Raw genomic sequence first — 22,444 nt, 5'->3', positions numbered from 1 at the left:
CGTCAACCCTCGCGCAGCGCCTCTCCCGGCGGCAACGGGTCCGCTCCGAGCGGCACGGTCGCGACGACCTCGTGACGGGGCCGCCCCTTCGCCCCTTCGCCGAGGAAGGAGGCGACGAGCTCGACCTCGTCGACGACGAAGGGGTCCGCCTGCCACGCGTCGAGGACCCGCAGCCACCGCGTCGCCTCGACCGGGCGGCGCAGCCGCGCGAGGGTGAGGTGCGGCACGAAGGCCCGCCCGTCCGGGCTCGCGCCCGACACCGAGGCCGCGGCCCGGCACCCGCGAGCGAGCCGGGCCAGCGGGTCCTGGGCGGCGTCGTCGACGCCGAGCCAGAGCACCGAGGCGCGACCGGCGTGGGGAAAAGCTCCCGCTCCCTCGAGCGAGAGGGCGAAGGGGGCGATCCGTCCCGCCGCGTGGGCGAGCCGCTCGACGAGCTCGTCCGCACGGGCCGCGGGCACGGACGCCATGAAGGCCAGGGTGAGGTGCCACTGCGAGGGGTCCACCCACGGCATGCCCTCGCGGGGCTCGAGGAAGGCGGCGAGGTCCTCGCGCACCGCCTCGGGCAGGGCCACCGCGACGAACATCCGGTGGCCCACGCCGATCAGTCCCCGATGGAGTCGATGACCCGGCGGGGCACGTCCATCGTCACGTCCTCGCCGAGCCGGCGCGACTCCGGGACGTCCATCGCGTCGCAGACCGCCTGCCACACCTCGCGGGCCGGGACACCGGCCTCGAGGGCGTCGACGGCGTTGCGCCCGCCGAGGCTGCCGAGGACCTGGTGGCGGGCGAGGGTGTGGGCGTACCCGGCACCGAACTCGCCCTCCATGAGCGACCAGAACTGACTCATCCGCACGCGCGAAGTCTAGGCACGCCCCGCCCCTAGACTGCCCGCGTGCGCCTCATCACTGCCGACGCCGTGCCCACCAGCCTCGCCCGAGTCGAGGAGCCGACCCAGGCCCCGCTGCGGGTCGCCCTCGTCCAGCACCGCTGGCGCGAGGACGCGGGCGAGCTCGCCCGCGTGCTCGACGAGGCGATCGGCCAGGCCGCGCAGGCCGGTGCCGAGATCGTCTTCCTGCCCGAGATCACCCTGCTGCGCTACCCCGCCGACGTCCTGCCCGCCGAGGCGCCCGGACCGGGCGCCGAGTCGCTCGACGACGGCCCGACGGTGACCCTCGCGCGCGAGGCAGCCGCCCGGCACGGCGTCTTCGTCCACGCCTCGCTCTACGAGCGCGCCGCCCGCGCGGACGGCGCGGACCCGGGCAGCCCCGAGGACGGGCTGGGCTACAACTCCGCCGTCGTCGTCAGCCCCGACGGCGAGGTCGTCGCCCGCACCCGCAAGACCCACATCCCCGTCACCGCCGGTTACTACGAGGACAAGTACTTCCGGGCGGGCCCGGCGGCCGACGCGTACCCGGTCCACGACGTCGCGACCTCGGTCCCCCTTCGCCTCGGTCTGCCGACGTGCTGGGACGAGTGGTTCCCCGAGGTCGCCCGTGCGTACTCCCTCGGCGGCGCGCAGGTCCTGTGCTACCCGACGGCGATCGGCTCCGAGCCCGACCACCCCGACTTCGACACGCAGCCGCTGTGGCAGCAGGTCATCGTCGGCAACGGCATCGCCAACGGCCTCTTCATGGTCGTGCCGAACCGCACGGGCGACGAAGGGGTCAACGACTTCTACGGCAGCAGCTTCATCTCCGACCCCTACGGCCGGGTGCTCGTCCAGGCCCCGCGCGACGAGGAGGCGGTGCTCGTCGCCGACCTCGACCTCGCCCAGCGCGAGGACTGGCTCGCGCTCTTCCCCTTCCTCGCGACACGTCGCCCGGACACCTACGGCGTCCTCACCGAGCCGATCCGGCCCGAGCACCGCCGCGAGCTCGACGGCCCGACGACGAGCACGGGCCTCTCCCTGTGAGCCAGCCCGCCTGGCGCATGCCGGCCGAGTGGGAGCCGCACGAGCGCACGTGGATGGCGTGGCCGAGCGCCGGCTACACCCTCGGCGAGACCGCCGCCGACGCCGAGGAGGCCCGCACCACCTGGGCCGCCGTGGCCCGCGCGGTGGCCCGCTTCGAGCCGGTGACGGTCGTCGTCACCAGCCCGGACGTGCGCATCGCCCGGGAGCACCTCGGCACCGACAGCCCGCACGAGATCGACATCGTCGTCGCCTCGCTCGACGACGCGTGGATGCGCGACATCGGCCCGAGCTTCGTCCTGCGCGACGGGCGCCTCGGCGGCGTCGACTGGGTCTTCAACGGCTGGGGCGGTCAGGACTGGGCGAGCTGGGAGGACGACGCGCGCGTCGCCGAGCTCGTCACCGACGTCGCCGGCGGCGCGCACCTGCCCTCGACCCTCGTCAACGAGGGCGGCGGCATCCACGTCGACGGCCAGGGCACGGTCCTGCTCACCGAGACCGTCCAGCTCGACCCGGGCCGCAACCCCGGCCTCACCCGTGAGGACGTCGAGGCCGAGCTCGCCCGCACCATCGGCGCGACGACGGCGATCTGGCTGCCCCGGGGCCTCACCCGCGACTACGACTCCTTCGGCACCCGCGGGCACGTCGACATCGTCGCCTGCTTCAGCGAGCCGGGGACGGTGCTGGTGCACTGGCAGGACGACCACGATCACCCCGACCACGAGGTGAGCCGCGAGGCGGAGGCCGTCCTGTCGGCCGCCCGGGACGCGAAGGGGGACCCATTGCGGGTCGTCCGCGTGCCGGCACCGCGCACCCTCACCGACGACGAGGGCCCGGTCGACTGGAGCTACATCAACCACCTCGTGTGCAACGGCGGGGTCGTCGCGTGCACCTTCGAGGACGAGCGCGACGACGAGGCGCTCGCCGTGCTGCGTGCCGCCTACCCCGGGCGCGAGGTCGTCGGCGTCGACGCCCGCCCGCTGTACGCCCGCGGCGGCGGCATCCACTGCATCACCCAGCAGCAGCCGGCGGTCCCCGCGGGCTGAGGCGGTCCCCCTTCGCCCCCGCCGTCGGCGCCCGGGGTTAGCGTCGGGCATGGCCCTCGCACCGAACCCCCGGCACACCCCGTCGCTGCGCGGACGGCGGGTGCTCGTCACGGGCGGGGCCCGGGGCATCGGCGCCGCGCTCGCCGAGCTGCTCGCCGCGCACGGGGCGCAGGTCGCCGTGATCGGGCTCGAGCCGGCCCTGCTCGAGGAGGTCGCCGGGCGGTGCGGCGGCCCCTGGCGCGAGTGCGACGTCTCCGACCCTGCGGAGGTTGACGACGCGGTCGCAGGCCTCGTCGCCGATCTGGGCGGTCTCGACGTCGTCGTCGCCAACGCCGGCATCGCCCGGCAGCTCCCCGTCATCGGCGGGCAGCCGGGGGTCATGGAGACCCACCTCGCCGTCAACGCGCTCGGGACCTTCTACACGCTGCGCGCGGCGGGCCCGCACATCAGCCACGAGCGCGGCTACGCCCTGGCGACCGCGTCGCTCGCCGCCGCGATCCACCTGCCCCTCATCGGTGCCTACTCCGCGAGCAAGGCCGCCGTCGAGGCGATCGGCAACACGCTGCGTCTGGAGATCCGGCACACCGGGGCGAGGGTCGGGGTCGCCTACTACTCCGAGATCGACACCGAGATGACGCAGCGGGGCTTCGCCACCGAGACGGCGCGGCTGCTCACCGGTGGGGGGACGATCACGGGCGTGACCCCGCTGCCCACCGCGCTGCGAGCGCTCGAGCGCGGGATCGCCCGGCGCAGCCGGCACGTCGTCGCGCCCCCGTGGCTGCGTCCGGCGGTGCCCGGGCGGGCGGTCGCGCAGCGCCTCGCCGAGCTGCGTCTGCCCGCCACGCTCGCCGACGCGATCGAGCTGGCCCGCACCGAGCGGGTCGGGTGGACGACGGATCAGCCGTCGACTCGCGCGGCCCGGGGCCCTGGCTCGGCGCGAGACTGACGCCATGACGTCCGACGAGCAGCGCGCCGAGCAGATCATCACGACCCTGGCGGACGCCTTCGAGGACCTCCAGCGCACCGACCCCGCCGCCTTCCGGGTGAAGTACCGCAAGATGGCCCGGGACCCGCACGCCTTCTACCGGGGCACCGCGTGCCTGTTCTTCCACGACGTCACGCAGCGCGACGACGACTGGGCCGACGAGCGTGCGTCCGCCGTGTGGATCCACGGTGACCTCCACGTCGAGAACTTCGGCACCTACCTCGACTCCGACGGCCGGATGGTCTTCGACGTCAACGACTTCGACGAGGCCTACCTCGGCAGCTTCACGTGGGACCTCATGCGCTTCGCCTCCTCGCTCGCGCTGCTCGGCTGGCAGAAGGCGCTGCCCGACGACGAGATCCGACGGCTCATCGGCCGCTACCTGCGCGCCTACCTCGCCCAGGTCGACCACTACGCCGGCACCGAGCGCGAGGACTTCTCGCTCCACCTCGACAACACCGAGGGCCCGGTGCGCGACGCCCTCGTCGTCGCCCGGATGACCGAGCGCTCCGAGCTGCTCGACTCGATGACGCACCGGGTCGACGGGGTGCGGATGTTCGCGGAGGGCGCCGGGGCACGCCCGCTCGGCCAGCGCGAGCGGGCGAAGGTCATGCGCGCCTTCGAGCGCTACCTCGAGACCATCCCCGAGCACAAGAAGATCGACCGCGAGCTCTTCTACGAGGTGCGTGATGTCATCGGGCGCTCCGGCTTCGGCATCGGCAGCGCCGGGCTGCCCGCGTACACCGTGCTCGTCGAGGGCACGAGCCAGGCGCTCGACAACGACGTCCTGCTGTCGATGAAGCAGGCCAACGTGCCGGCGCTCAGCCGCTTCGTCGACACGGCGCGGATCGACGCCTACTTCGAGCACGAGGGCCACCGCACGGTCGTCAGCCAGCGCGCGCTGCAGGCCCACACCGACCCCCTCCTCGGCCACACGGAGATGGACGGCGTCGGCTACGTCGTGAGCGAGGTCTCGCCCTACGAGGTCGACCTCGACTGGGCCGAGCTCACCGAGCCCTCGCAGATGGCCGCCGTCGTCGACCTCCTCGGCCGCGCGACCGCGAAGATCCACTGCGCCGCCGACGAGGACAGCGACCAGGACCTCGTCGACTTCCAGGTCGAGGAGGCGATCATCGCCTCCCTCGACGGCCGTCGGCGGGCCTTCGGGGGCTTCCTCGCGGACTTCGCCGTCGAATACGCGCAGGAGGTGCGGCGCGACCACGCGCTCTTCGTCAACGCCTTCCGCGAGGGCCGGATCGGGATCTCCGCGACCTGAGCCGGCAACCCTGGACGTCCGCAGGTCGCACCTCCCACGAGCGGCCGCGCTGTCGGTGCCCGGTGGCAGGCTGTCCCTGCCATGACAGCCGACCCCGCCCCCGCCGAGGACGTCCTCGACCTCTTCTCGCCCGCGACGCGCGCCTGGTTCTCCACGAGCTTCGCCGGGCCGACGACCGCGCAGGAGGGCGCGTGGCGCGCCATCAGCAGCGGCGCGCACGCGCTCGTCGTCGCCCCGACCGGCTCGGGCAAGACGCTGTCCGCCTTCTTGTGGGCCCTCGACCGGCTCGTCGCCACCGAGCCCCCGGCCGAGCGGCTCGCCCGCTGCCGGGTCCTCTACGTCTCGCCGCTCAAGGCGCTCGCCGTCGACGTCGAGCGCAACCTGCGCTCCCCGCTCGTCGGCATCGGCCACGCCGCGACCCGGCTCGGGCTCGAGGCCCCGCAGGTCGGCGTCTCGGTGCGCTCCGGCGACACCCCGGCCAACGAGCGACGCGCCTTCGCCCGGACCCCCACGGACGTCCTCATCACGACGCCCGAGTCGCTCTTCCTCATGCTCACCTCGGCCGCGCGCGAGGCGCTCGTCGGGGTCGAGACGATCATCATCGACGAGATCCACGCCCTCGCCGGCACCAAGCGCGGGGCCCACCTCGCCCTGTCGCTGGAGCGGCTCGACGCGCTGCTGCCGCAGCCCGCGCAGCGCATCGGCCTGTCCGCCACGGTGCGCCCGGTCGAGGAGATCGCCCGCTACCTCGCGGGCGGGCGCCCCGTCGAGGTCGTCGCGCCCCCGTCGACGAAGCAGTGGGACCTCGACGTCGTCGTGCCCGTGCCCGACCTCGCCGACCTCGGTCAAGAGGGCGAGGACCTCAGCGGCCCGGCGAGCGGCCAGGTCGCCCGCACCTCCATCTGGCCGCACGTCGAGGAGCAGGTCGTCGACCTCGTCACCTCGCACGACTCGACCCTCGTCTTCGTCAACAGCCGACGGCTCGCCGAGCGCCTGACGACCCGGCTCAACGAGATCCACGCCGAGCGGCTCGAGGCGGCGGCGCTCGACGACAGCGCCCCGGCTCCCGCCGAGGGTGAGCCCGCCCGCCCGACCGGGCCGCCCGCCCAGGTCATGGCGCAGGCCGGCACGTCGAGCGGTGCGCCGGCGATCCTCGCCAGGGCCCACCACGGGTCCGTGAGCAAGGAGCAGCGCGACGAGATCGAGGAGGACCTCAAGGCGGGCCGCCTGCCGTGCGTCGTCGCGACGTCGAGCCTCGAGCTCGGCATCGACATGGGCGCCATCGACCTCGTCGTGCAGATCGAGTCACCGCCGTCGGTGGCGTCCGGCCTGCAGCGGGTCGGGCGCGCCGGCCACCAGGTCGGGGCGGTGAGCCACGGCGTCGTCATGCCGAAGTTCCGCGGTGACCTCGTACAGGCCACCGTCGTCGTCGAGCGCATGCGCCAGGGGGCGATCGAGTCCATCGCCGTGCCCGCCAACCCGCTCGACGTGCTCGCCCAGCAGGTCGTCGCCATGTGCGCGCTCGACGACTGGTCGGTCGAGGACCTCGGTGCCCTCGTGCGGCGGGCCGCCCCCTTCGCCTCGCTGCCCGACCCCGTCCTCACCGCGACCCTCGACATGCTCGCCGGCGCCTACCCCTCCGAGGACTTCGCCGAGCTGCGCCCGCGCGTCGTCTGGGACCGCGTCGCCGGCACCCTCACCGGCCGGCGCGGCGCCCAGCGCCTCGCCGTGACGAGCGGCGGCACGATCCCCGACCGCGGGCTCTTCGGGGTCTTCCTCGCCACCGGCGAGGGCCCGGGCCGCCGCGTCGGCGAGCTCGACGAGGAGATGGTCTACGAGTCGCGGGTCGGCGACGTCTTCACCCTCGGCACGTCGTCGTGGCGGGTCGAGGACATCACCCACGACCGGGTGCTCGTGAGCCCGGCGCCGGGGCAGCCGGGCAAGCTCCCCTTCTGGCACGGCGACCAGCTCGGCCGGCCTGCCGAGCTCGGCGCAGCCCTCGGCGCGACGGTGCGTGAGCTCGTCGCCCTCTCCCCCGAGGCCGCCCGCGAGCGGCTCAGCGCCTCCGGGCTCGACACCTGGGCGGTCGAGAACCTCCTGGCCTACCTCGGCGAGCAGCGCGAGGCGACCCGGCACGTCCCCGACGACCGCACGATCGTCGTCGAGCGCTTCCGCGACGAGATCGGCGACTGGCGGGTCGCGGTGCTCTCCCCCTTCGGCGGGCAGGTGCACGCGCCGTGGGCGCTGGCCATCTCCGCCCGGATGCGCGAGCGGTTCGGGGTCGAGGTCCAGGCGATGCACGGCGACGACGGGATCGTGCTGCGCCTGCCGGACCTCGAGTTCGACGACGGCGCGGCCATCGGCTCCGAGCTGCTCGACCTCGTCACCGTCGAGCCGTCGATGGTCCTGCCCGTCGTCACCGAGCAGGTGGGCGGCTCGGCCCTCTTCGCCTCGCGCTTCCGCGAGTGCGCCGCCCGCGCCCTGCTGCTCCCCCGGCGCCGGCCCGACCGGCGCCAGCCGCTGTGGCAGCAGCGCCAGCGGGCCGCCTCGCTGCTCGAGGTCGCCAGCCGCTACCCGAGCTTCCCGATCATCCTCGAGACCGTGCGCGAGGTGCTCCAGGACGTCTACGACGTGCCGGGTCTCGTGCGTCTCATGGAGGGCATCGACCGCCGCGAGATCACCCTCGTCGAGCTCGAGAGCCCCCGCCCCTCCCCCTTCGCCGCGTCGCTGATGTTCGGCTACGTCGCCCAGTTCCTCTACGAGGGCGACTCCCCGCTCGCCGAGCGACGGGCCGCCGCGCTCACCCTCGACCCGGCCCTGCTCGCCGACCTGCTCGGGCAGGGCGAGCAGCTCTCTCTCGCGGACCTGCTCGACGTCGAAGCGGTCCAGCGCACCCAGGGCGAGCTGCAGCGCCTCGCCGAGGGCCGCCGCGCCCGTGACGGCGAGGACGTGGCCGACCTCGTGCGCACCCTCGGCCCGATCACCGTCGACGACCTCGTGGCGCGCTCGGTCGACGAGCTCGACGAGACCGCCGTGCGCGCCGCCCTCGAGGAGCTGCGGGCCAGCCGGCAGGTCATCGCCGTGCAGGTCGCCGGCCAGGAGCGGTGGGCCGTCGTCGAGGACGCCGGGCGGCTGCGCGACGCCCTCGGCGTGCCGCTGCCCGTCGGGGTGCCCCAGGTCTTCCTCGAGCCGGTCGCCGACCCGCTCGGAGACCTCCTGTCCCGCTACGCCCGGACCCACACCCCCTTCGCCGCGACCGAGGCGGCGGCCTGGCTCGGGGTCGGCGCCGCCGTCGCCCGCGACGGGCTGCGCCGGCTCATCCAGTCCGGGCGGGTCGTCGAGGGCGACCTGCGTCCGGCCGAGCTCGGCGGGGGCGGCGGGAGCGACTTCTGCGACGCCGAGGTGCTGCGGCTGCTGCGGCGCCGCTCGCTGGCCGCGCTGCGCCACGAGGTCGAGCCGGTCGCCCCTGAGCAGCTCGCCGTCTTCGTGCCCGCGTGGCAGGGGGTCGGGGCGACGATGCGTGGCGAGGACGGTCTCGTGCGCGTCGTCGAGCAGCTCGGCGGGGTGCGCCTGCCGGCCTCCGCGCTCGAGTCGCTCGTCCTGCCCTCGCGGGTCGCCGACTACACCCCGGGCATGCTCGACTCCCTCGTCGCGACCGGCGAGGTCGTCTGGGCGGGTCACGGGAGCCTGCCGGGCGACGACGGCTGGGTCTCGCTGCACCTGACCGACACGGCGCACCTCACCCTGCCGGCGCCCGACCGCGAGGGCCTCTCCCCCGCCCACGAGTCGGTGCTCGAGGCGCTCGACGGCGGCGGGTCCTTCCTCTTCCGCCGGCTGAGCGACGAGGTCGCCTCGACCGACGACGAGGCGCTCGCCGACGTCCTGTGGGATCTCGTGTGGCGCGGGCTCGTCACCGGCGACACCGCGGCCCCGGTCCGCGGTCTGCTCGCCGGGGGCCGCTCGGCTCACAAGACGACCCGCCGACCGGTGGCGCGCACGCGGTACGGCCGGCGCACGAGCCTGGGCCGGGCCGCGATGCCGGCCCGCAGCGGCCCGCCGCGCGTCGCCGGACGGTGGTCGCTGCTGCCCGAGGCCACGAGTGACGCCACGGTGCGCACCCACGCCTTCGCCGAGGGCCTGCTCGACCGGCACGGCGTGCTCACCCGGGGGGCCGTGCAGTCCGAGTCGGTGCCCGGGGGCTTCGCGGCCATCCACCGGGTGCTCTCCGCCGCCGAGGAGGCCGGCCAGGTGCGCCGCGGCTACTTCGTCGAGGGGCTCGGCGGCTCGCAGTTCGCCCTGCCGGGTGCGGTCGACCAGGTGCGCTCGGCCAGCGGCCGCGGGCAGACCTGGGTCCTCGCCGCCACCGACCCCGCCAACCCCTACGGCGCCGCGCTGCCCTGGCCGCCCTCGGAGCGCGAGGGCAGCCACCAGCCGGGCCGCAAGGCCGGGGCGCTCGTCGTCCTCGTCGACGGCCGGCTCGTCCTCTACGTCGAGCGCGGCGGTCGCACGCTGCTGTCCTGGACCGACGACCCCGAGCCGCTCGCCGCCGCGGCCCGGGGCCTCGCCGGAGCCGTGACGAAGGGGGCGCTCGGCCGCCTCACCGTGCAGAAGGCCGACGGCCAGCAGCTCCTCGGCAGCGACCACCCGCTCGGTCAGGCCCTCGAGGACGCCGGCTTCACCGCCACGCCCCGAGGGCTGAGTCTGCGGCAGCGGCCCCGTGCCTGAGGGCGACACGCTGCGCCGGACAGCCCAGCGGCTCCACCAGGCCCTCGCCGGCGACCCGCTCGAGCGGGTCGACCTGCGCTGGGGGTCGCTCGACGGTGCGGCGCTCGTCGGCTCCCGGACCCTCGAGGTCGTCAGCCACGGCAAGCGTCTGCTCCACCGGGTCGAGGGCGGGTGGACGATCCACTCGCACCTGCGGATGGAGGGGCAGTGGCGGGTCGAGGGGCTCGACTCACCCCAGGGGCGTCGCGCGCTGGCCAACCCGCAGACGCGGGCCGTGCTCGACGGCACCCGATGGCGAGCGGTCGGCCTGCGTCTCGGTGAGCTCGACCTCGTGCGCACCCGCGACGAGGCCACGCTCGTCGGCCATCTCGGGCCGGACGTCCTCGCCGACCCGCTCGACCTCGACGAGGTCGTCCACCGGCTCGAGGGCGACCCGCGGCCGATCGCCGAGGCGCTGCTCGACCAGCGGGTCGTCAGCGGGATCGGCACCTTCTGGGCCAGCGAGATCCTCTTCGTGCGACGGGTGCACCCGTGGCGTCCGGCCCGGGACGTGGGCGCCGACGAGCTCAGCCAGATCATCAGCCGTGTCGCGCGCCTCATGCAGCGCGCCGTGGTCACCGGGGTGCAGGGCTCGACCGGCGAGACGCGGCGCGGTCACGAGTCGTACGTCCACGCCCGCTCGGGTCGGCCGTGCCGCCGCTGCGGCGACACGATCCGTGTGGCGATGGCCGGTCGGGCGGGTCAGGAGCGCACGATCTTCTCCTGCCCGACATGCCAGGGCGGGCTCGCCCCGACCGACGACGGTCGACGCCAGGCCCCCTTGGGACCACGCGGACGTCGCTGAGGGGGGCGCGCCGACGGCGCCGAGCGGGACCGCTCAGGCGGCGGAGGCGGAGACGCCACCGCCGACGCGCAGCGGCACAGGAGCGCTGGCGTTCTCGGCGCGGCTGACCCGGGTCGCCACCTCGACGAGGACCTCGGACAGCGGCATGCCGAGCGCGACGCAGACGGAGGAGAGGAGCTCGGAGCTCGCCTCCTTCTCGCCGCGCTCGATCTCGGAGAGGTAGCCCAGCGAGATGGAGGCGTCGGCGGAGATCTGGCGCAGCGTGCGGCCCTGGGTCGTCCGGGCCTCGCGCAGGACCTCCCCGAGCTCTTCGCGCAGCAGGATCACGACCGGCCCTCCTCTCGCTCGACGTGCGGCTGTGGTGCTGACCCCACCGTACCGCGAGCGTGCGACGACGCCACGGCGAGGAGCAGGTCTAGCGCGCCGCGCACGCTCGCCTCGCGCACCTCGGCGCGCTCGCCCGGCAGGTCGAGCCGGCGCAGGTGCACCTCCTCGCCCCAGGCGCAGGCGAGGTGCACGGTGCCGGCGGGGTGGCCCTCGCTCGGCCCGGGGCCCGCGACCCCGGTCGTCGCCAGGGCGACGTCGCACCGCAGGACGCGCTGCGCCCCCTTCGCCATCGCGGCGGCGACGTCCGGGTGGACCGTGCCGACCGCGTCGAGGAGCGAGAGGTCGACGCCGAGCACCTGCGCCTTGACCTCCGCGGCGTACGCGACGACCGCCCCCCGGTGGACGTCCGAGGCGCCCGGCACCGCGACGACCGTCGCCGAGAGCAGACCGCCGGTGAGCGACTCGGCGCAGCCCAGCGTCAGCCCGTGCGCGCGCAGCTCGTCGAGCGCCGCCGCCGCGACCGGGTGCGTGGTCATGGGACCTGGCGGTCGCGACCGGCCCGGGCCCGCTTCATCGCGGCGCGCTCGCTCGTCTCGCGCAGCGTCAGCGCCTTCATGACGTAGTCGACGGCGGTGGCGATCGTCACGGCGACGGCCGCGGCGAGGATGACGTAGCCGACGACCTCCCACACCCGCGACCACGGCAGGACCCACAGCGGGGCCATGAGGATGAGCAGTGCCTGGGCCTGGAGGAAGGTCTTGACCTTGCCCCCGCGGCTGGCCGGCATGACGCCGTGGCGGATGACGAAGAAGCGCATGAGGGTGATGCCGAGCTCGCGCGCGATGACGACGACGCTCACCCACCACGGGATGACGTCGATGATCGACAGGGTGATGAAGCCGGCCCCGGTGAGGGCCTTGTCGGCGATCGGGTCGGCGACCTTGCCGAAGTTCGTGACGATGCCACGGGCCCGGGCGATGTCGCCGTCGACCCGGTCGGTGACGATCGCGACGGCGAAGACCCCGAAGGCCCACCAGCGCGACGCGGCGTCGTCGCCGCCGTCGCGCAGCAGCAGCCAGACGAAGACGGGGACGAGCAGGATGCGCAGGACGGTCAGCGCGTTGGGCAGGTTCCACGGGCTCGGCTCGGGTGCGGGCGCGGGGACCGGCGCGGGCGTGCTCATCGTCCGACCCGGGCCACGAGGTCGATCCCCTCGGTGCCCTCGACGACCGCGTCGACGAGGTCACCGACGGCCAGGCCCTCGACCTCGCCGAGCAGGATCGTCTCGCCGTCGACGTCAGGGCCCTGGTGCTCGGCGCGTCCGACGACCTCGGGGTGCCCGTCCTCGTCCTCGACCTGCTCGACGAGGACACGGACGTGCTGGCCGACGCGCTCCTCGGCGCGCTGCGCCGAGAGCTCGTCGACGAGGGCCCGCACGCGCTCGACGCGCTCGGCGACGACGTCCGGGTCGATCTTGTCGTCGAGGCGCTCGCCCTCGGTGCCGTCCTCGTCGGAGTAGCCGAAGACGCCGACGACGTCGAGGCGGGCCGCGACGAGGAAGCGCTCGAGCTCGGCGAGGTCGTCCTCGCTCTCGCCGGGGAAGCCGACGATGACGTTGCTGCGGATGCCCGCCTCGGGCTGGCGCTCCCGGATGCCCTCGACGAGCTCGAGGAAGGCCTGCGTCGAGCCGAAGCGGCGCATCCGGCGCAGCAGGGTCGGGCTCGAGTGCTGGAAGGAGATGTCGTACCAGGGCATTACCCCGGGGGTGGCCGCCATCGCCTCGAGGAGACCGGGACGGATCTCGGCGGGCTGGAGGTAGCTGACGCGCACCCGCTCGACGCCCTCGATCTGCGTGAGCTGGGGCATGAGCGCCTGCATGAGGTCGAGCTCGCCGAGGTCCTTGCCGTACGACGTCGAGTTCTCCGAGACGAGGAAGAGCTCGCGCACGCCCTGCTGGGCCAGCCAGCGCCCCTCGGCGATGACGTCGGTGGGCCGGCGCGAGACGAAGGAGCCGCGGAAGGTGGGGATCGCGCAGAAGGCGCAGCGCCGGTCGCAGCCCGAGGCGATCTTCAGCGGCGCCCAGGGCCGGTCGTCGAGCCGGGCACGGGGCAGGTCGCGCACGGCGGCGGAGTCGCCGCCCGGAGCGGCGGAGATGCCGTCGTCGCCGTGGCCGGGCAGGGCCACCGCGGCCGCGGCGTCGGCACGCTGGAGCGGTGCGAGCGGGAGCAGGGTGCGGCGGTCGCCGGGGACGTGCGCCTCCGGCGGGTGCCCGTCGAGCACGGCGCGCAGGTGCGAGGACATGTCGCGGTAGGAGTCGAAGCCGAGCACGGCGTCGGCCTCGGGCAGCTCCTCGGCGAGCTCGCGGCCGTACCGCTCGGCGAGGCAGCCCACGGCGACGACCGCCTGGGTGCGCCCGGTCTCGCGCAGCTGTCCGGCCTCGAGGACGGCGTCGATCGAGTCCTTCTTCGCCTGCTCGATGAAGCCGCACGTGTTGACGACGGCGACGTCAGCCTGCGAGGCGTCGTCAACGAGCTGCCACCCCTCGGCGGCGAGGCGCCCGGCGAGCTCCTCGGAGTCGACCTCGTTACGGGTGCACCCGAGGGTGACGAGGGCGACGCTGCGAGACGGCTCAGACATGGCCCCCACTCTAGGTCTCGCGCGGAGGGGCTCGGTCAGCGGCGCGCCTTGGCCACGGTGAGCGCGACGAGCCGGGAGATGACCATGGCGACGTACATGACGCCCGCCAGCTGCTCGATGATCGTCACCGCGCGGGCGTGAGGCCGCACCGCGCCGACGTCGGAGAGGCCGACGCTCGTGAGGTTGGCCGCCGAGAAGAAGAGCAGCTCGAGGAAGCTGCGACGCGACCCGGGCACGTGCCCGGTGAAGGAGTCGGGCCAGATGAACTGGACCCCGAGGTAGAGGTAGGCGAAGGCGAAGAGCAGGACGGTGAAGGCCGCGCCCACCGCGAAGAGCTCGTCGCTCGTCACCCAGCTGTCGGAGAAGACGTAGGACACGAGCCCGTACGCGACGTAGAGGTAGAAGGCCGCGAGCCCGAAGTGGCCGACGGCCCCGACGAGGACGTTGTCCGGCGAGAGCACGCTCCACGCCTCGAGCGCCACGCAGGGGAAGCCGATGAGCAGCGCCAGCCAGGTGAGGGAGGGCGTCGAGCGCGTGACGAAGGCGGCGATCGTCACCGCGAAGAAGGAGATGACGACGAAGACGAGCCGCCCCCACAGCTGTGCCTCCAGCCACGGCAGCAGCAGGATCGCCAGGAGCTGGATCGCGAGGAGGATCGCCGACGGCTGCTTGCGCAGCACCGCCACCCAGTAGTCCCGGCCGGACAGGGGCTTCTTCGGGGCGTACCAGACCTCGGGCATGACGTCAGCGTAGAGCCGCGGGGGCCCCGGTCAGCGCCCGGTGAGCGACCACGCGTCCTCGTCGTCCTCGTCGTCGTCGACGGGGATGTCCGTGCCGATGGGGTCGACCGCGTAGCGCCCGGTCGGAGGGGTCGGCTGCGGGTCGCGCTCGACGTCGACGACCTCCTCCTCACCGGCGAAGGGGCGAGGGCCCTCGTCCTGACCCGGCACCTCCTGCGTGTCGTCCGGGGACACCGGGGCGGCGTCCGGCACGTCGTCACCGCGCATGAGCGCCAGGGTCACCGGCAGCTCGTCGGGCGTGATGAGCACGTCCCGGGCCTTGCTGCCCTCGGAGGGGCCGACGACACCGCGGGACTCGAGCAGGTCCATGAGACGACCGGCCTTGGCGAAGCCGACGCGCAGCTTGCGCTGGAGCATCGACGTCGAGCCGAACTGCGTCGTCACGACGAGCTCGGTGGCCTGGAGCAGCACGTCGAGGTCGTCGCCGATGTCCTCGTCGATCTGCTTCTTCGGCACCTCGACGGCGACGTCCTCGCGGTAGCGCGGGGCGAGCTGGCCGGTGACGTGCTGGACGACCTCGTGGATCTCGGACTCGGTGACCCACGCGCCCTGGACGCGCATCGGCTTGCTCTTGCCCATGGGCAAGAAGAGCGCGTCGCCCTGGCCGAGCAGCTTCTCGGCGCCCGGCTGGTCGAGGACGACCCGGCTGTCGGCGAGCGAGGATGTCGCGAAGGCCATCCGGCTGGGCACGTTGGCCTTGATGAGGCCGGTGACGACGTCGACGGAGGGTCGCTGGGTCGCCAGCACGAGGTGAATGCCGGCGGCGCGCGCCAGCTGGGTGATGCGCACGATCGAGTCCTCGACGTCGCGCGGCGCGACCATCATGAGGTCGGCGAGCTCGTCGACGATGACGAGCAGGTAGGGGTAGGGCTGGATCGTGCGCTCGCTGCCGGGCAGCGGCTGCACGGTGCCGGCGCGGACCGCCTTGTTGAAGTCGTCGACGTGCTTGTACCCGAAGGCCGCGAGGTCGTCGTAGCGCATGTCCATCTCCTTCACCACCCACTGGAGGGCCTCGGCGGCCTTCTTCGCGTTGGTGATGATGGGCGTGATGAGGTGCGGGATCCCCTCGTACGCGGTGAGCTCCACGCGCTTGGGGTCCACGAGCACCATGCGCACCTCGTCGGGCGTGGCCCGCATGAGGATCGAGGTGATCATCGAGTTGACGAAGCTCGACTTGCCGGAGCCCGTCGCGCCGGCGACGAGGATGTGGGGCATCTTCGCGAGGTTGGCGATGACGTACCCGCCCTCGACGTCCTTGCCGACACCCATGACCATCGGGTGCTCGTTGGTCCGTGCGACGTCGCTGCGCAGCACGTCGCCGAGGCAGACCATCTCCTTGTCGGCGTTCGGGATCTCGATGCCGATGGCCGACTTGCCCGGGATGGGGCTGAGGATGCGCACGTCGGCCGAGGCCACGGCGTAGGCGATGTTCTTGCTGAGCGCGGTGACGCGCTCGACCTTGACGCCGGGGCCCAGCTCGACGACGTACCGGGTGACGGTGGGGCCGCGGTGGAAGCCGGTGACCTGCGCGTCGATGCCGAACTCGTCGAGGACGTTGGTCAGGGCGTCGACGACCTGGTCGTTGGCGGCGGAGCGCTCCTTGTGCGGCGAGCCGGCCTTGAGCGCCGCCGAGTCGGGCAGCGTGTAGGTGACGTCGCCGGCGAGGGCGAGCTGCTCGACGCGCTGCGGCAGCTGGGTCGTCGGGGGCGCCTGCAGCGGGGTCTTGTCCTTGGCGACCGGGGCGACGACGCCGTTGCCGGTCGAGCGCTTCTCGCCGGGGCGCGGGCCCCCCTTCGCCGGGGCCTCCGGGGCGGCGGCCTCCTCTGCCGCGGCGGCCTCGGCCGCCTTCGCGGCGTCGGACTCGGCCTTCGCGGCCCGCCGGCGGCGTGCCTTCTCCGCGGGCGAGACCTGGGCGGCCTGGTCGAAGGCGGTGTCGCCGTCGCGCTCGTCGAGCTCGTCGAAGCGGCGCTTGCGGGCGGCCTGCACGGCACGGGCGGCCGCCGGCGTGCTCTCGACCTCGTTGTGCGGCTGCGGCGGGGCGCCGGTGAAGACGGCCCGCAGGTAGGCGGCCCGGGTGGGGATCTCGTGCAGGGGCGTGCCCGTGACGAGCAGGAGCGAGAAGGTGCCGAGCAGCACGAGGATGATCGCCGTCGGCCACACGGTGAGCCCGGTGGCGAGCGGGTCGGAGGCGAGGAAGCCGACGATGCCGCCGGCGTCGCGCATCGGGCCGGCGCCGTCGGGGGGCTGCGGGATGCCGCGGGCGATGTGCGTCAGACCGCAGACCGACAGCGAGAGCAGGGCCAGGCCGAAGCCGAGCCGGGCGCTCGTCGCGTCGTCGGCGCCGCGCAGCAGGCGCCACCCGGCGAGGACGAGGACGAGCGGGAGGGCGTAGGCGACGCGGCCGAAGGTCCCTGCGGCCACGGCGTGCACGAGATCGGCGAGCCCGCCCTGCAGGCCCCACCACTCGACGGCGGCGACGACGACAGCGAGCGCGACGAGGGTGAAGCCGAGACCGTCACGACGGTGCTCGGGCTCGATCTGGCCGGCCTGGTGGCCCACCCGACGGGCACCGGCGCCGGCGGCGCCGGCGACTCCCATCCACGTGCTGCGCACGGCGGCGAGCGGGAGCGGGAGACCTCCCCCCTTCGCAGAGGTCGTGCCCGACCCCTTCGAGCCGGTGCGGCCGGAGGAGCGCGAGGAGGACCGGGCCTTGGTGCCCGTGGACCGCCCCGGGCCCTTGGTCGCGGCCGTGCGACCGGGTGCGCGGGTGGATCCCCCACGCGGGCGCGCGGGGGTGCCGTTACGTGTTGCCATGCTCGCAGGCTAGGCGATCGCCACCCCTTTCACACGTGTCACACGCGCACCAGGGCGCACCGATCCCGGGCGACGGGGGTGTGGACGGCGCCGGGGAGAGCCACCGGCGCCCGCATACCCTGCGTGCGTGCCCCATGTCCTCGTCGCGCTCGCCGTCGCGCTCGTGGGCATGCCCCTCGCGTGGAGGTGGGGCCGCTCGGGCACCTACCGACGCCCCGACGAGACGGCTCCGCTGCCCGCCCACGGGTGGCTCGTGCCGGCGGTGCCGGCGCTCGCGGCCGCCCTCGTCTGGGTCTCCCGCGACGAGCCGCTCGCCGCCGCGGCGGCGACCGCGCTCCTCGCCCCGGTCGGCCTGCTCCTGCTCGCGGTCGACGCGGACGTCCACCGGCTGCCCAACGCCCTCACGCTCCCCTTCGCGGCCGCCGTCCTCGCGCTCCTCGCCCTCGCCGCGGCGACGTCCGGGCAGTGGGACGATCTGCGTCGGGCGCTCGTCGCCACGGCGGGCGTCGGCGGTGCCTTCGTGCTCGTCAGCCTCGTCCTCGGCTCGCGCGGCATCGGGATGGGCGACGCGAAGCTCGTGCTCGCCCTCGCCCCGCTGCTCGGCTGGTACGGGTGGAGCACCCTCACCATCGGCGTGTACGCGGCCTTCGCGCTCGGCGGTGCCGCTGCGCTCGTGCTCCTCGTGCTGCGCCGGGTGGACCGGGCCACGCACCTCGCCTTCGGCCCCTACCTCGTGCTCGGGGCGGTCCTCGCGCTCCTCGTACGCGCCTGAGCACGCCCCTCCCCCGCCCAGGTCTCAGCAGACAAGACGGGGCCGGACGGGCTCGACGCCGCTCCCCGACCCGCTGCTATCGTCGCGGCCAAGGTCATGAGTGCCAGCGTCAAGCCCCGGCTCGCTGGTCGGCAACCCTCCTCCGCGGTGGGGTGCTCCGGGTGACGACCTGGCCGACGCCAGACGACGCCGGCAAGCGCGGACCCCGGCTGCCCCGAGGTCCCAGACCTCATGGGAGGCATGCCATGTCCACCACCGCTCTCGCCCCGGCCGCTGCGCCGACGCTCCCCCGCCCCGCCGAGCCGACGCTGGCGGCCGTGCACCAGCTGCGACCCCGCCCGAGCGCGCCGTCGACCCCGGCCCTCGTCTCCGACGGGCTCGTCTGCCCGCTCGAGTCCGGCGCCGAGGTGGAGTACGCGAATCTCGACCACGGGGCCTCGACCTCGGCCTTCGTCGCCGTCAAGGCCGCCGTCGACGAGGCGAGCCTCACGTACTCGTCGGTGCACCGCGGCAACGGCTACGCCTCGCGCGTGACGAGCGCGCGCTACGAGCAGGCCCGCGAGGTCGTGGCCCGCTTCGTCGGCGCGCGCGCGGACGACCACGTGATCTTCACGCGCAACACCACCGACTCCTTCAACCTCCTCGCCTCGGTCGTGCCGCAGGACGCGCAGGTCTTCGTCTTCGGCTCCGACCACCACGCGACGATCCTGCCGTGGCGCGCCGAGCAGCTCGTCCGCCTCCCCGTGCCCTCGAGCCCGGCCGAGGCGGTCTCGGTCGTCGACGCGGCGCTGCGGACCTCGCGCACCGCCGACGCGCTCGTCGTCGTCACCGGCGCGTCGAACGTCACGGGCGAGTACTGGCCGGTCGCGCAGATCGCGGCGGTCGCCCGCCGGCACGGCGCCCGGGTCGCGCTCGACGCCGCCCAGCTCGTCCAGCACCGCGCCGTCGACCTCGCGCTCGAGGAGCTCGACTACGTCGCCTTCTCGGGGCACAAGATCTACGCCCCGTACGGCGCGGGCGTGCTCGTCGGGCGCTCGGACTGGCTCGACGCCGCCGAGCCCTACCTCGCCGGGGGCGGTGCGACGGCCGCGGTCTCCGACGAGGACACGACGTGGCAGATCGGGCCCGCCCGCCACGAGGCCGGCAGCCCGAACGTCCTCGGCGCGGTGGCCCTGGCCGTCGCGTGCGAGGTCGTCGAGGAGCACCGCGAGGCCATCGCCGAGCTCGACGAGACCCTCGGGCGGGGCCTGGTCAGCCGGCTCGACGCGATCCCCGGGGTGCAGACGCACTCCATCTTCGGGCCGACGCACGACCGGGCGCCGGTCGTGACCTTCACCGTCGAGGGCCGCTCGGCGCAGGAGGTCTCTCGCCGGCTCTCCGACGAGCACGGCATCGGGGTGCGCGACGGACGCTTCTGCGCCCACGTCCTCGTCGACGCCCTCCTCGCGCGGCAGGGCTCGAGCAGCACGAGCGCGGTCCGCGCGAGCCTGGGTCTGGCGAACTCCCCCGAGCACGTCGACCGCCTCGTCGCCGCGGTCCGCTCCCTCGCCCCGCGGGGCTGACTCCCCCTTCCGCCCGCCTCCGGCTACCGACCCGGCTACGACGCAGTACTGGTCGTGATGACGACCAGTACTGCGTGGTAGCTCGGGGGGTGTGGTAGCTCGGGGGGTGTGCTAGCTCGGGGGTGCCGGGGCGAAGGGGTGCGCCTCAGGCCTCGACGACCGTCGGGATGATCATCGGGCGGCGGCGGATCTTGCCGCCGACCCAGCCGCCGACGGCGCGGCGGATGACCTGCTGCAGCTGGTGGGGGTCGGTGACCCCCTTCGCCGTCGCGTCCTGGATCGCCGAGACGATCTTCGGACGCACCTGCTCGAAGATCTCGTCGTCCTCGGCGAAGCCGCGGGCGGTGATCTCCGGACCGGCGAGGATCGCGCCGCTGGAGGAGTTGATGACGACCATGACCGAGATGAAGCCCTCGTCGCGCAGGATGCGGCGGTCCTTGAGCAGGTCCTCGTCGGCCTCGCCCACGCTGCTGCCGTCGACGTAGACGTAGCCGCAGGGCACCGCGCCGACGACCCGCGCCCGGCCGTCGACGAGGTCGACGACGACGCCGTCCTCGGCGAGCGGGATGTGGTCGGGGTGGACCCCGGTCGCGATCGCGAGGTCGCGGTTGGCCACGAGGTGGCGCCACTCGCCGTGCACCGGCAGGACGTTCTTGGGCTTGACGATGTTGTAGCAGTAGAGAAGCTCGCCCGCGCTCGCGTGACCGGAGACGTGCACCCGGTCGGTGCCGCCGCTGTGCACGACGTGAGCGCCCAGGCGCATGAGGCCGTTGATGACCCGCCACACCGAGCCCTCGTTGCCGGGGATCGGCGAGGAGAGCAGCATGATCGTGTCGTCGACGCCGACGTCGATGCGGTGGTCGCGGTTGGCCATGCGGTTGAGGGCCGCCATCGGCTCGCCCTGGCTGCCGGTGCAGATGAGGACGACCTGGTCGTCGGGCAGGTCGCCGAGCTTCTTGACGTCGACGAGCACCCGGTCGGGCACGTGGAGATGACCGAGGTCGGCCGCGATCCCCATGTTGCGGATCATCGAGCGACCGACGAAGGCGACCTTGCGCCCGTTGCGCTCCGCGGCGTCGAGCACCTGCTGGACGCGGTGCATGTGCGAGGAGAAGCACGCGGCGATGATCCGCCGCTCGGCCCCGCGGAAGACCTTGTCGATCGCCGCCGAGATGTCGCGCTCGGGCGCGGTGAAGCCCGGGACCGTCGCGTTCGTGCTGTCGGTGAGGAAGAGGTCGACCCCCTCCTCGCCGGCGCGGGCGAAGGCGCGCAGGTCGGTGATCCGGCCGTCGAGCGGCAGCTGGTCCATCTTGAAGTCGCCCGTGTGCAGGAGGGTGCCGCCGGGCGTGCGCACGAAGACGGCGAGCGCGTCGGGGATCGAGTGGTTGACGGCGATGAACTCGCAGTCGAAGTGCCCGAAGACCTCGCGCATGCCCTCGGCGACGCCGAGGGTGTAGGGCTTGATCCGGTGCTCCTTGAGCTTGGCCTCGACGAGCGCGAGGGTCAGCTGGGAGCCGATGAGCGGCAGGTCGGGCTTGAGGCGCAGCAGGTAGGGCACCGCGCCGATGTGGTCCTCGTGCCCGTGGGTGAGGATCACCGCCTGGATGTCGTCGAGCCGGTCCTCGATGTACTCGAAGTCCGGGAGGATGAGGTCGACACCGGGCTGGTGGTCGTCGGGGAAGAGGACTCCGCAGTCGATGATGAGCAGCTGGCCGTCGTGCTCGACGACGGTCATGTTGCGCCCGATCTCGCCGAGGCCGCCGAGCGGGACGACCCGCACGGCACCCTTCGCGAGCGGGGCGGGGAAGTCGAGGTCCGGGTGCGGGTGGCTCATGCGACCTTCTCTGCGTGCGTGGCGGCGAGACCGGCTCGCAGGATGTCGAGGTGAGCGGGCGGGCTCTCGAGGAGCGGCAGACGGACGGTCGCGTGCTCGATGACGCCGAGCTCGACGAGCGCGGCCTTGGCCATGATCGCCCCCTGCGAGGTCGTCATGATCGCGTCGATGACCGGGATGACCCGGTCCTGGATCTCGCGGGCGCGCACGAGGTCGCCGGCGGCGACGGCCTCGACGAGCGCGGCGTTCTCACGGCCGGTGACGTGGCCGGTGACGGAGACGACACCGACGGCGCCGAGCGCGAGCAGCGGCAGGTTGAGCGCGTCCTCGCCCGAGTACCAGAGGTAGTCGGTGGCGGCCATGACGCGGATCGAGGCGGCGAGGTCCCCCTTCGCGTCCTTGACCGCGACGATCCGGTCGTGGCCCGCGAGCTCGACGAGGGTCTCGGTGGCGAAGGGGACGGCGGTGCGGCCGGGGATGTCGTAGAGCATGATCGGCAGCTCGGTCGAGTCCGCCACCGCCGTGCAGTGCGCGATCAGACCCGGCTGGGTCGGCTTGTTGTAGTACGGCGAGACGAGCAGGAGCGAGTCGGCCCCGGCCTCGGCGGCGCGGGCCGCCATCTCGATGCTGTGCGCGGTGGAGTTCGAGCCGACGCCCGCGACGACGGCGAGCCGGTCGCCGACCTCGTCGACGACCATCCGCACGACCTCGATGCTCTCGTCGGAGGTGAGGGTGGCCGACTCACCGGTCGTGCCGTTGACGACGACGCCGTCATGACCGGTGTCGGCGAGGTGGCGGGCGACCGCCCGCACTCCCCCTTCGTCGACCGCGCCATCTGGCGTCATCGGCGTCACCATCGCTGTGAGGACGTGGCCGAAGGGGGTGGTGTCAGGCATACCTCGAGGGTATCGCG

The 22,444-nt window shown here is 74.0% G+C and carries 18 protein-coding genes and 1 riboswitch; of the genes, 8 read left to right on the top strand and 10 right to left on the bottom strand.

Annotated elements, in window-relative coordinates; translation table 11 throughout:
• Nucleotides 1-2: 2 nt before the first annotated feature.
• Entirely contained in the window at nt 3-596 is a 594-nt protein-coding gene (gene thpR / locus ABIB53_RS08675) for an RNA 2',3'-cyclic phosphodiesterase (protein WP_354587874.1), read from the bottom strand.
• Nucleotides 597-601: 5 nt separating this feature from the next.
• Entirely contained in the window at nt 602-847 is a 246-nt protein-coding gene (locus ABIB53_RS08670) for a DUF3046 domain-containing protein (protein WP_285838223.1), read from the bottom strand.
• Nucleotides 848-892: 45 nt separating this feature from the next.
• Here ABIB53_RS08670 and ABIB53_RS08665 point away from each other — a divergent pair, with 45 nt between their 5' ends.
• The 6 genes from ABIB53_RS08665 (at nt 893) to ABIB53_RS08640 (ending at nt 10,785) form a co-directional block, all read left to right on the top strand.
• Complete coding sequence (locus ABIB53_RS08665; protein ID WP_354587873.1) at nt 893-1,912, top strand: nitrilase-related carbon-nitrogen hydrolase; 1,020 nt, start codon at nt 893-895, stop codon at nt 1,910-1,912.
• 17 nt (nt 1,913-1,929) lie between these two features.
• The gene (locus ABIB53_RS08660; RefSeq protein WP_354587940.1) at nt 1,930-2,955 is read left to right on the top strand and encodes an agmatine deiminase family protein; all 1,026 of its coding nucleotides are present in this window, start codon (nt 1,930-1,932) and stop codon (nt 2,953-2,955) included.
• Between the two features lie 49 nt (nt 2,956-3,004).
• Entirely contained in the window at nt 3,005-3,901 is an 897-nt protein-coding gene (locus tag ABIB53_RS08655) for an SDR family NAD(P)-dependent oxidoreductase (RefSeq protein ID WP_354587872.1), read from the top strand.
• 4 nt (nt 3,902-3,905) lie between these two features.
• Nucleotides 3,906-5,216 (top strand): DUF2252 domain-containing protein, encoded by a 1,311-nt coding sequence (locus ABIB53_RS08650; protein ID WP_354587871.1) that lies wholly within the window; start codon nt 3,906-3,908, stop codon nt 5,214-5,216.
• 81 nt (nt 5,217-5,297) lie between these two features.
• Nucleotides 5,298-9,941 (top strand): ATP-dependent helicase, encoded by a 4,644-nt coding sequence (locus ABIB53_RS08645; protein ID WP_354587870.1) that lies wholly within the window; start codon nt 5,298-5,300, stop codon nt 9,939-9,941.
• Nucleotides 9,934-10,785 (top strand): Fpg/Nei family DNA glycosylase, encoded by an 852-nt coding sequence (locus ABIB53_RS08640; protein ID WP_191563237.1) that lies wholly within the window; start codon nt 9,934-9,936, stop codon nt 10,783-10,785. Before ABIB53_RS08645 ends, ABIB53_RS08640 begins: the two co-directional genes overlap by 8 nt.
• Before the next feature lie 33 nt (nt 10,786-10,818).
• Here ABIB53_RS08640 and ABIB53_RS08635 read toward each other — a convergent pair whose 3' ends face one another.
• The 6 genes from ABIB53_RS08635 to ABIB53_RS08610 are packed head-to-tail and all read right to left on the bottom strand — an operon-like array spanning nt 10,819 to nt 17,363.
• On the bottom strand, nt 10,819-11,112 hold the full coding sequence (locus tag ABIB53_RS08635; protein ID WP_354587869.1) for a helix-turn-helix domain-containing protein: 294 nt from the start codon (nt 11,110-11,112) through the stop codon (nt 10,819-10,821).
• Nucleotides 11,109-11,648 (bottom strand): CinA family protein, encoded by a 540-nt coding sequence (locus ABIB53_RS08630; protein ID WP_354587868.1) that lies wholly within the window; start codon nt 11,646-11,648, stop codon nt 11,109-11,111. The genes ABIB53_RS08635 and ABIB53_RS08630 overlap by 4 nt, the downstream gene beginning before the upstream one ends.
• Nucleotides 11,645-12,295 (bottom strand): CDP-diacylglycerol--glycerol-3-phosphate 3-phosphatidyltransferase, encoded by a 651-nt coding sequence (pgsA, locus tag ABIB53_RS08625; RefSeq protein WP_191563240.1) that lies wholly within the window; start codon nt 12,293-12,295, stop codon nt 11,645-11,647. Before pgsA ends, ABIB53_RS08630 begins: the two co-directional genes overlap by 4 nt.
• The gene (gene rimO / locus ABIB53_RS08620) at nt 12,292-13,749 is read right to left on the bottom strand and encodes a 30S ribosomal protein S12 methylthiotransferase RimO (protein WP_354587867.1); all 1,458 of its coding nucleotides are present in this window, start codon (nt 13,747-13,749) and stop codon (nt 12,292-12,294) included. The genes pgsA and rimO overlap by 4 nt, the downstream gene beginning before the upstream one ends.
• A gap of 35 nt (nt 13,750-13,784) precedes the next feature.
• Nucleotides 13,785-14,489 carry an ion channel gene (locus ABIB53_RS08615; RefSeq protein ID WP_191563242.1) on the bottom strand — a complete coding sequence of 235 codons (705 nt, stop codon included), beginning with the start codon at nt 14,487-14,489 and terminating at the stop codon, nt 13,785-13,787.
• A 30-nt stretch (nt 14,490-14,519) separates the two neighbouring features.
• Entirely contained in the window at nt 14,520-17,363 is a 2,844-nt protein-coding gene (locus ABIB53_RS08610) for an FtsK/SpoIIIE family DNA translocase (RefSeq protein ID WP_354587866.1), read from the bottom strand.
• A gap of 127 nt (nt 17,364-17,490) precedes the next feature.
• On the opposite strand from ABIB53_RS08610, the gene ABIB53_RS08605 reads away from it, so the two are divergent.
• Together ABIB53_RS08605 and ABIB53_RS08600 are read left to right on the top strand one after the other, a co-directional pair.
• On the top strand, nt 17,491-18,135 hold the full coding sequence (locus ABIB53_RS08605) for a prepilin peptidase (RefSeq protein WP_354587865.1): 645 nt from the start codon (nt 17,491-17,493) through the stop codon (nt 18,133-18,135).
• Between the two features lie 92 nt (nt 18,136-18,227).
• Nucleotides 18,228-18,340, top strand: a riboswitch (SAM riboswitch).
• Nucleotides 18,341-18,380: 40 nt separating this feature from the next.
• Nucleotides 18,381-19,697, top strand: a complete 1,317-nt coding sequence (locus ABIB53_RS08600) for an aminotransferase class V-fold PLP-dependent enzyme (RefSeq protein ID WP_354587864.1) — start codon at nt 18,381-18,383, stop codon at nt 19,695-19,697.
• A 145-nt stretch (nt 19,698-19,842) separates the two neighbouring features.
• Here the strand turns inward: ABIB53_RS08600 and ABIB53_RS08595 are convergent, their stop codons facing one another.
• The gene (locus ABIB53_RS08595; RefSeq protein ID WP_354587863.1) at nt 19,843-21,531 is read right to left on the bottom strand and encodes a ribonuclease J; all 1,689 of its coding nucleotides are present in this window, start codon (nt 21,529-21,531) and stop codon (nt 19,843-19,845) included.
• A complete protein-coding gene (gene dapA, locus ABIB53_RS08590) occupies nt 21,528-22,427 on the bottom strand; it encodes a 4-hydroxy-tetrahydrodipicolinate synthase (protein ID WP_354587862.1) in 900 nt (299 codons plus the stop codon). Before dapA ends, ABIB53_RS08595 begins: the two co-directional genes overlap by 4 nt.
• Nucleotides 22,428-22,444: the final 17 nt, after the last annotated feature.

This window comes from Janibacter sp. UYMM211 (assembly GCF_040547045.1).
GTDB classification, from domain to species: domain Bacteria; phylum Actinomycetota; class Actinomycetes; order Actinomycetales; family Dermatophilaceae; genus Marihabitans; species Marihabitans melonis.
Note: the sequence above shows the minus strand (reverse complement) of the source record. Positions and strands in the feature narration are given on the sequence as shown.

Excerpts from the sequence above, each read along its gene's own strand:
- ABIB53_RS08655 (WP_354587872.1), top strand. The coding sequence starts at position 3,005 with ATGGCCCTCGCACCGAACCCCCGGCACACCCCGTCGCTGCGCGGACGG.
- ABIB53_RS08660 (WP_354587940.1), top strand. The coding sequence starts at position 1,930 with ATGCCGGCCGAGTGGGAGCCGCACGAGCGCACGTGGATGGCGTGGCCG.
- ABIB53_RS08595 (WP_354587863.1), bottom strand. The coding sequence starts at position 21,531 with ATGAGCCACCCGCACCCGGACCTCGACTTCCCCGCCCCGCTCGCGAAG.
- ABIB53_RS08615 (WP_191563242.1), bottom strand. The coding sequence starts at position 14,489 with ATGCCCGAGGTCTGGTACGCCCCGAAGAAGCCCCTGTCCGGCCGGGAC.
- ABIB53_RS08600 (WP_354587864.1), top strand. The coding sequence starts at position 18,381 with ATGTCCACCACCGCTCTCGCCCCGGCCGCTGCGCCGACGCTCCCCCGC.
- ABIB53_RS08645 (WP_354587870.1), top strand. The coding sequence starts at position 5,298 with ATGACAGCCGACCCCGCCCCCGCCGAGGACGTCCTCGACCTCTTCTCG.
- rimO (WP_354587867.1), bottom strand. The coding sequence starts at position 13,749 with ATGTCTGAGCCGTCTCGCAGCGTCGCCCTCGTCACCCTCGGGTGCACC.
- ABIB53_RS08670 (WP_285838223.1), bottom strand. The coding sequence starts at position 847 with ATGAGTCAGTTCTGGTCGCTCATGGAGGGCGAGTTCGGTGCCGGGTAC.
- ABIB53_RS08650 (WP_354587871.1), top strand. The coding sequence starts at position 3,906 with ATGACGTCCGACGAGCAGCGCGCCGAGCAGATCATCACGACCCTGGCG.
- ABIB53_RS08630 (WP_354587868.1), bottom strand. The coding sequence starts at position 11,648 with ATGACCACGCACCCGGTCGCGGCGGCGGCGCTCGACGAGCTGCGCGCG.
- dapA (WP_354587862.1), bottom strand. The coding sequence starts at position 22,427 with ATGCCTGACACCACCCCCTTCGGCCACGTCCTCACAGCGATGGTGACG.
- pgsA (WP_191563240.1), bottom strand. The coding sequence starts at position 12,295 with ATGAGCACGCCCGCGCCGGTCCCCGCGCCCGCACCCGAGCCGAGCCCG.
- ABIB53_RS08610 (WP_354587866.1), bottom strand. The coding sequence starts at position 17,363 with ATGGCAACACGTAACGGCACCCCCGCGCGCCCGCGTGGGGGATCCACC.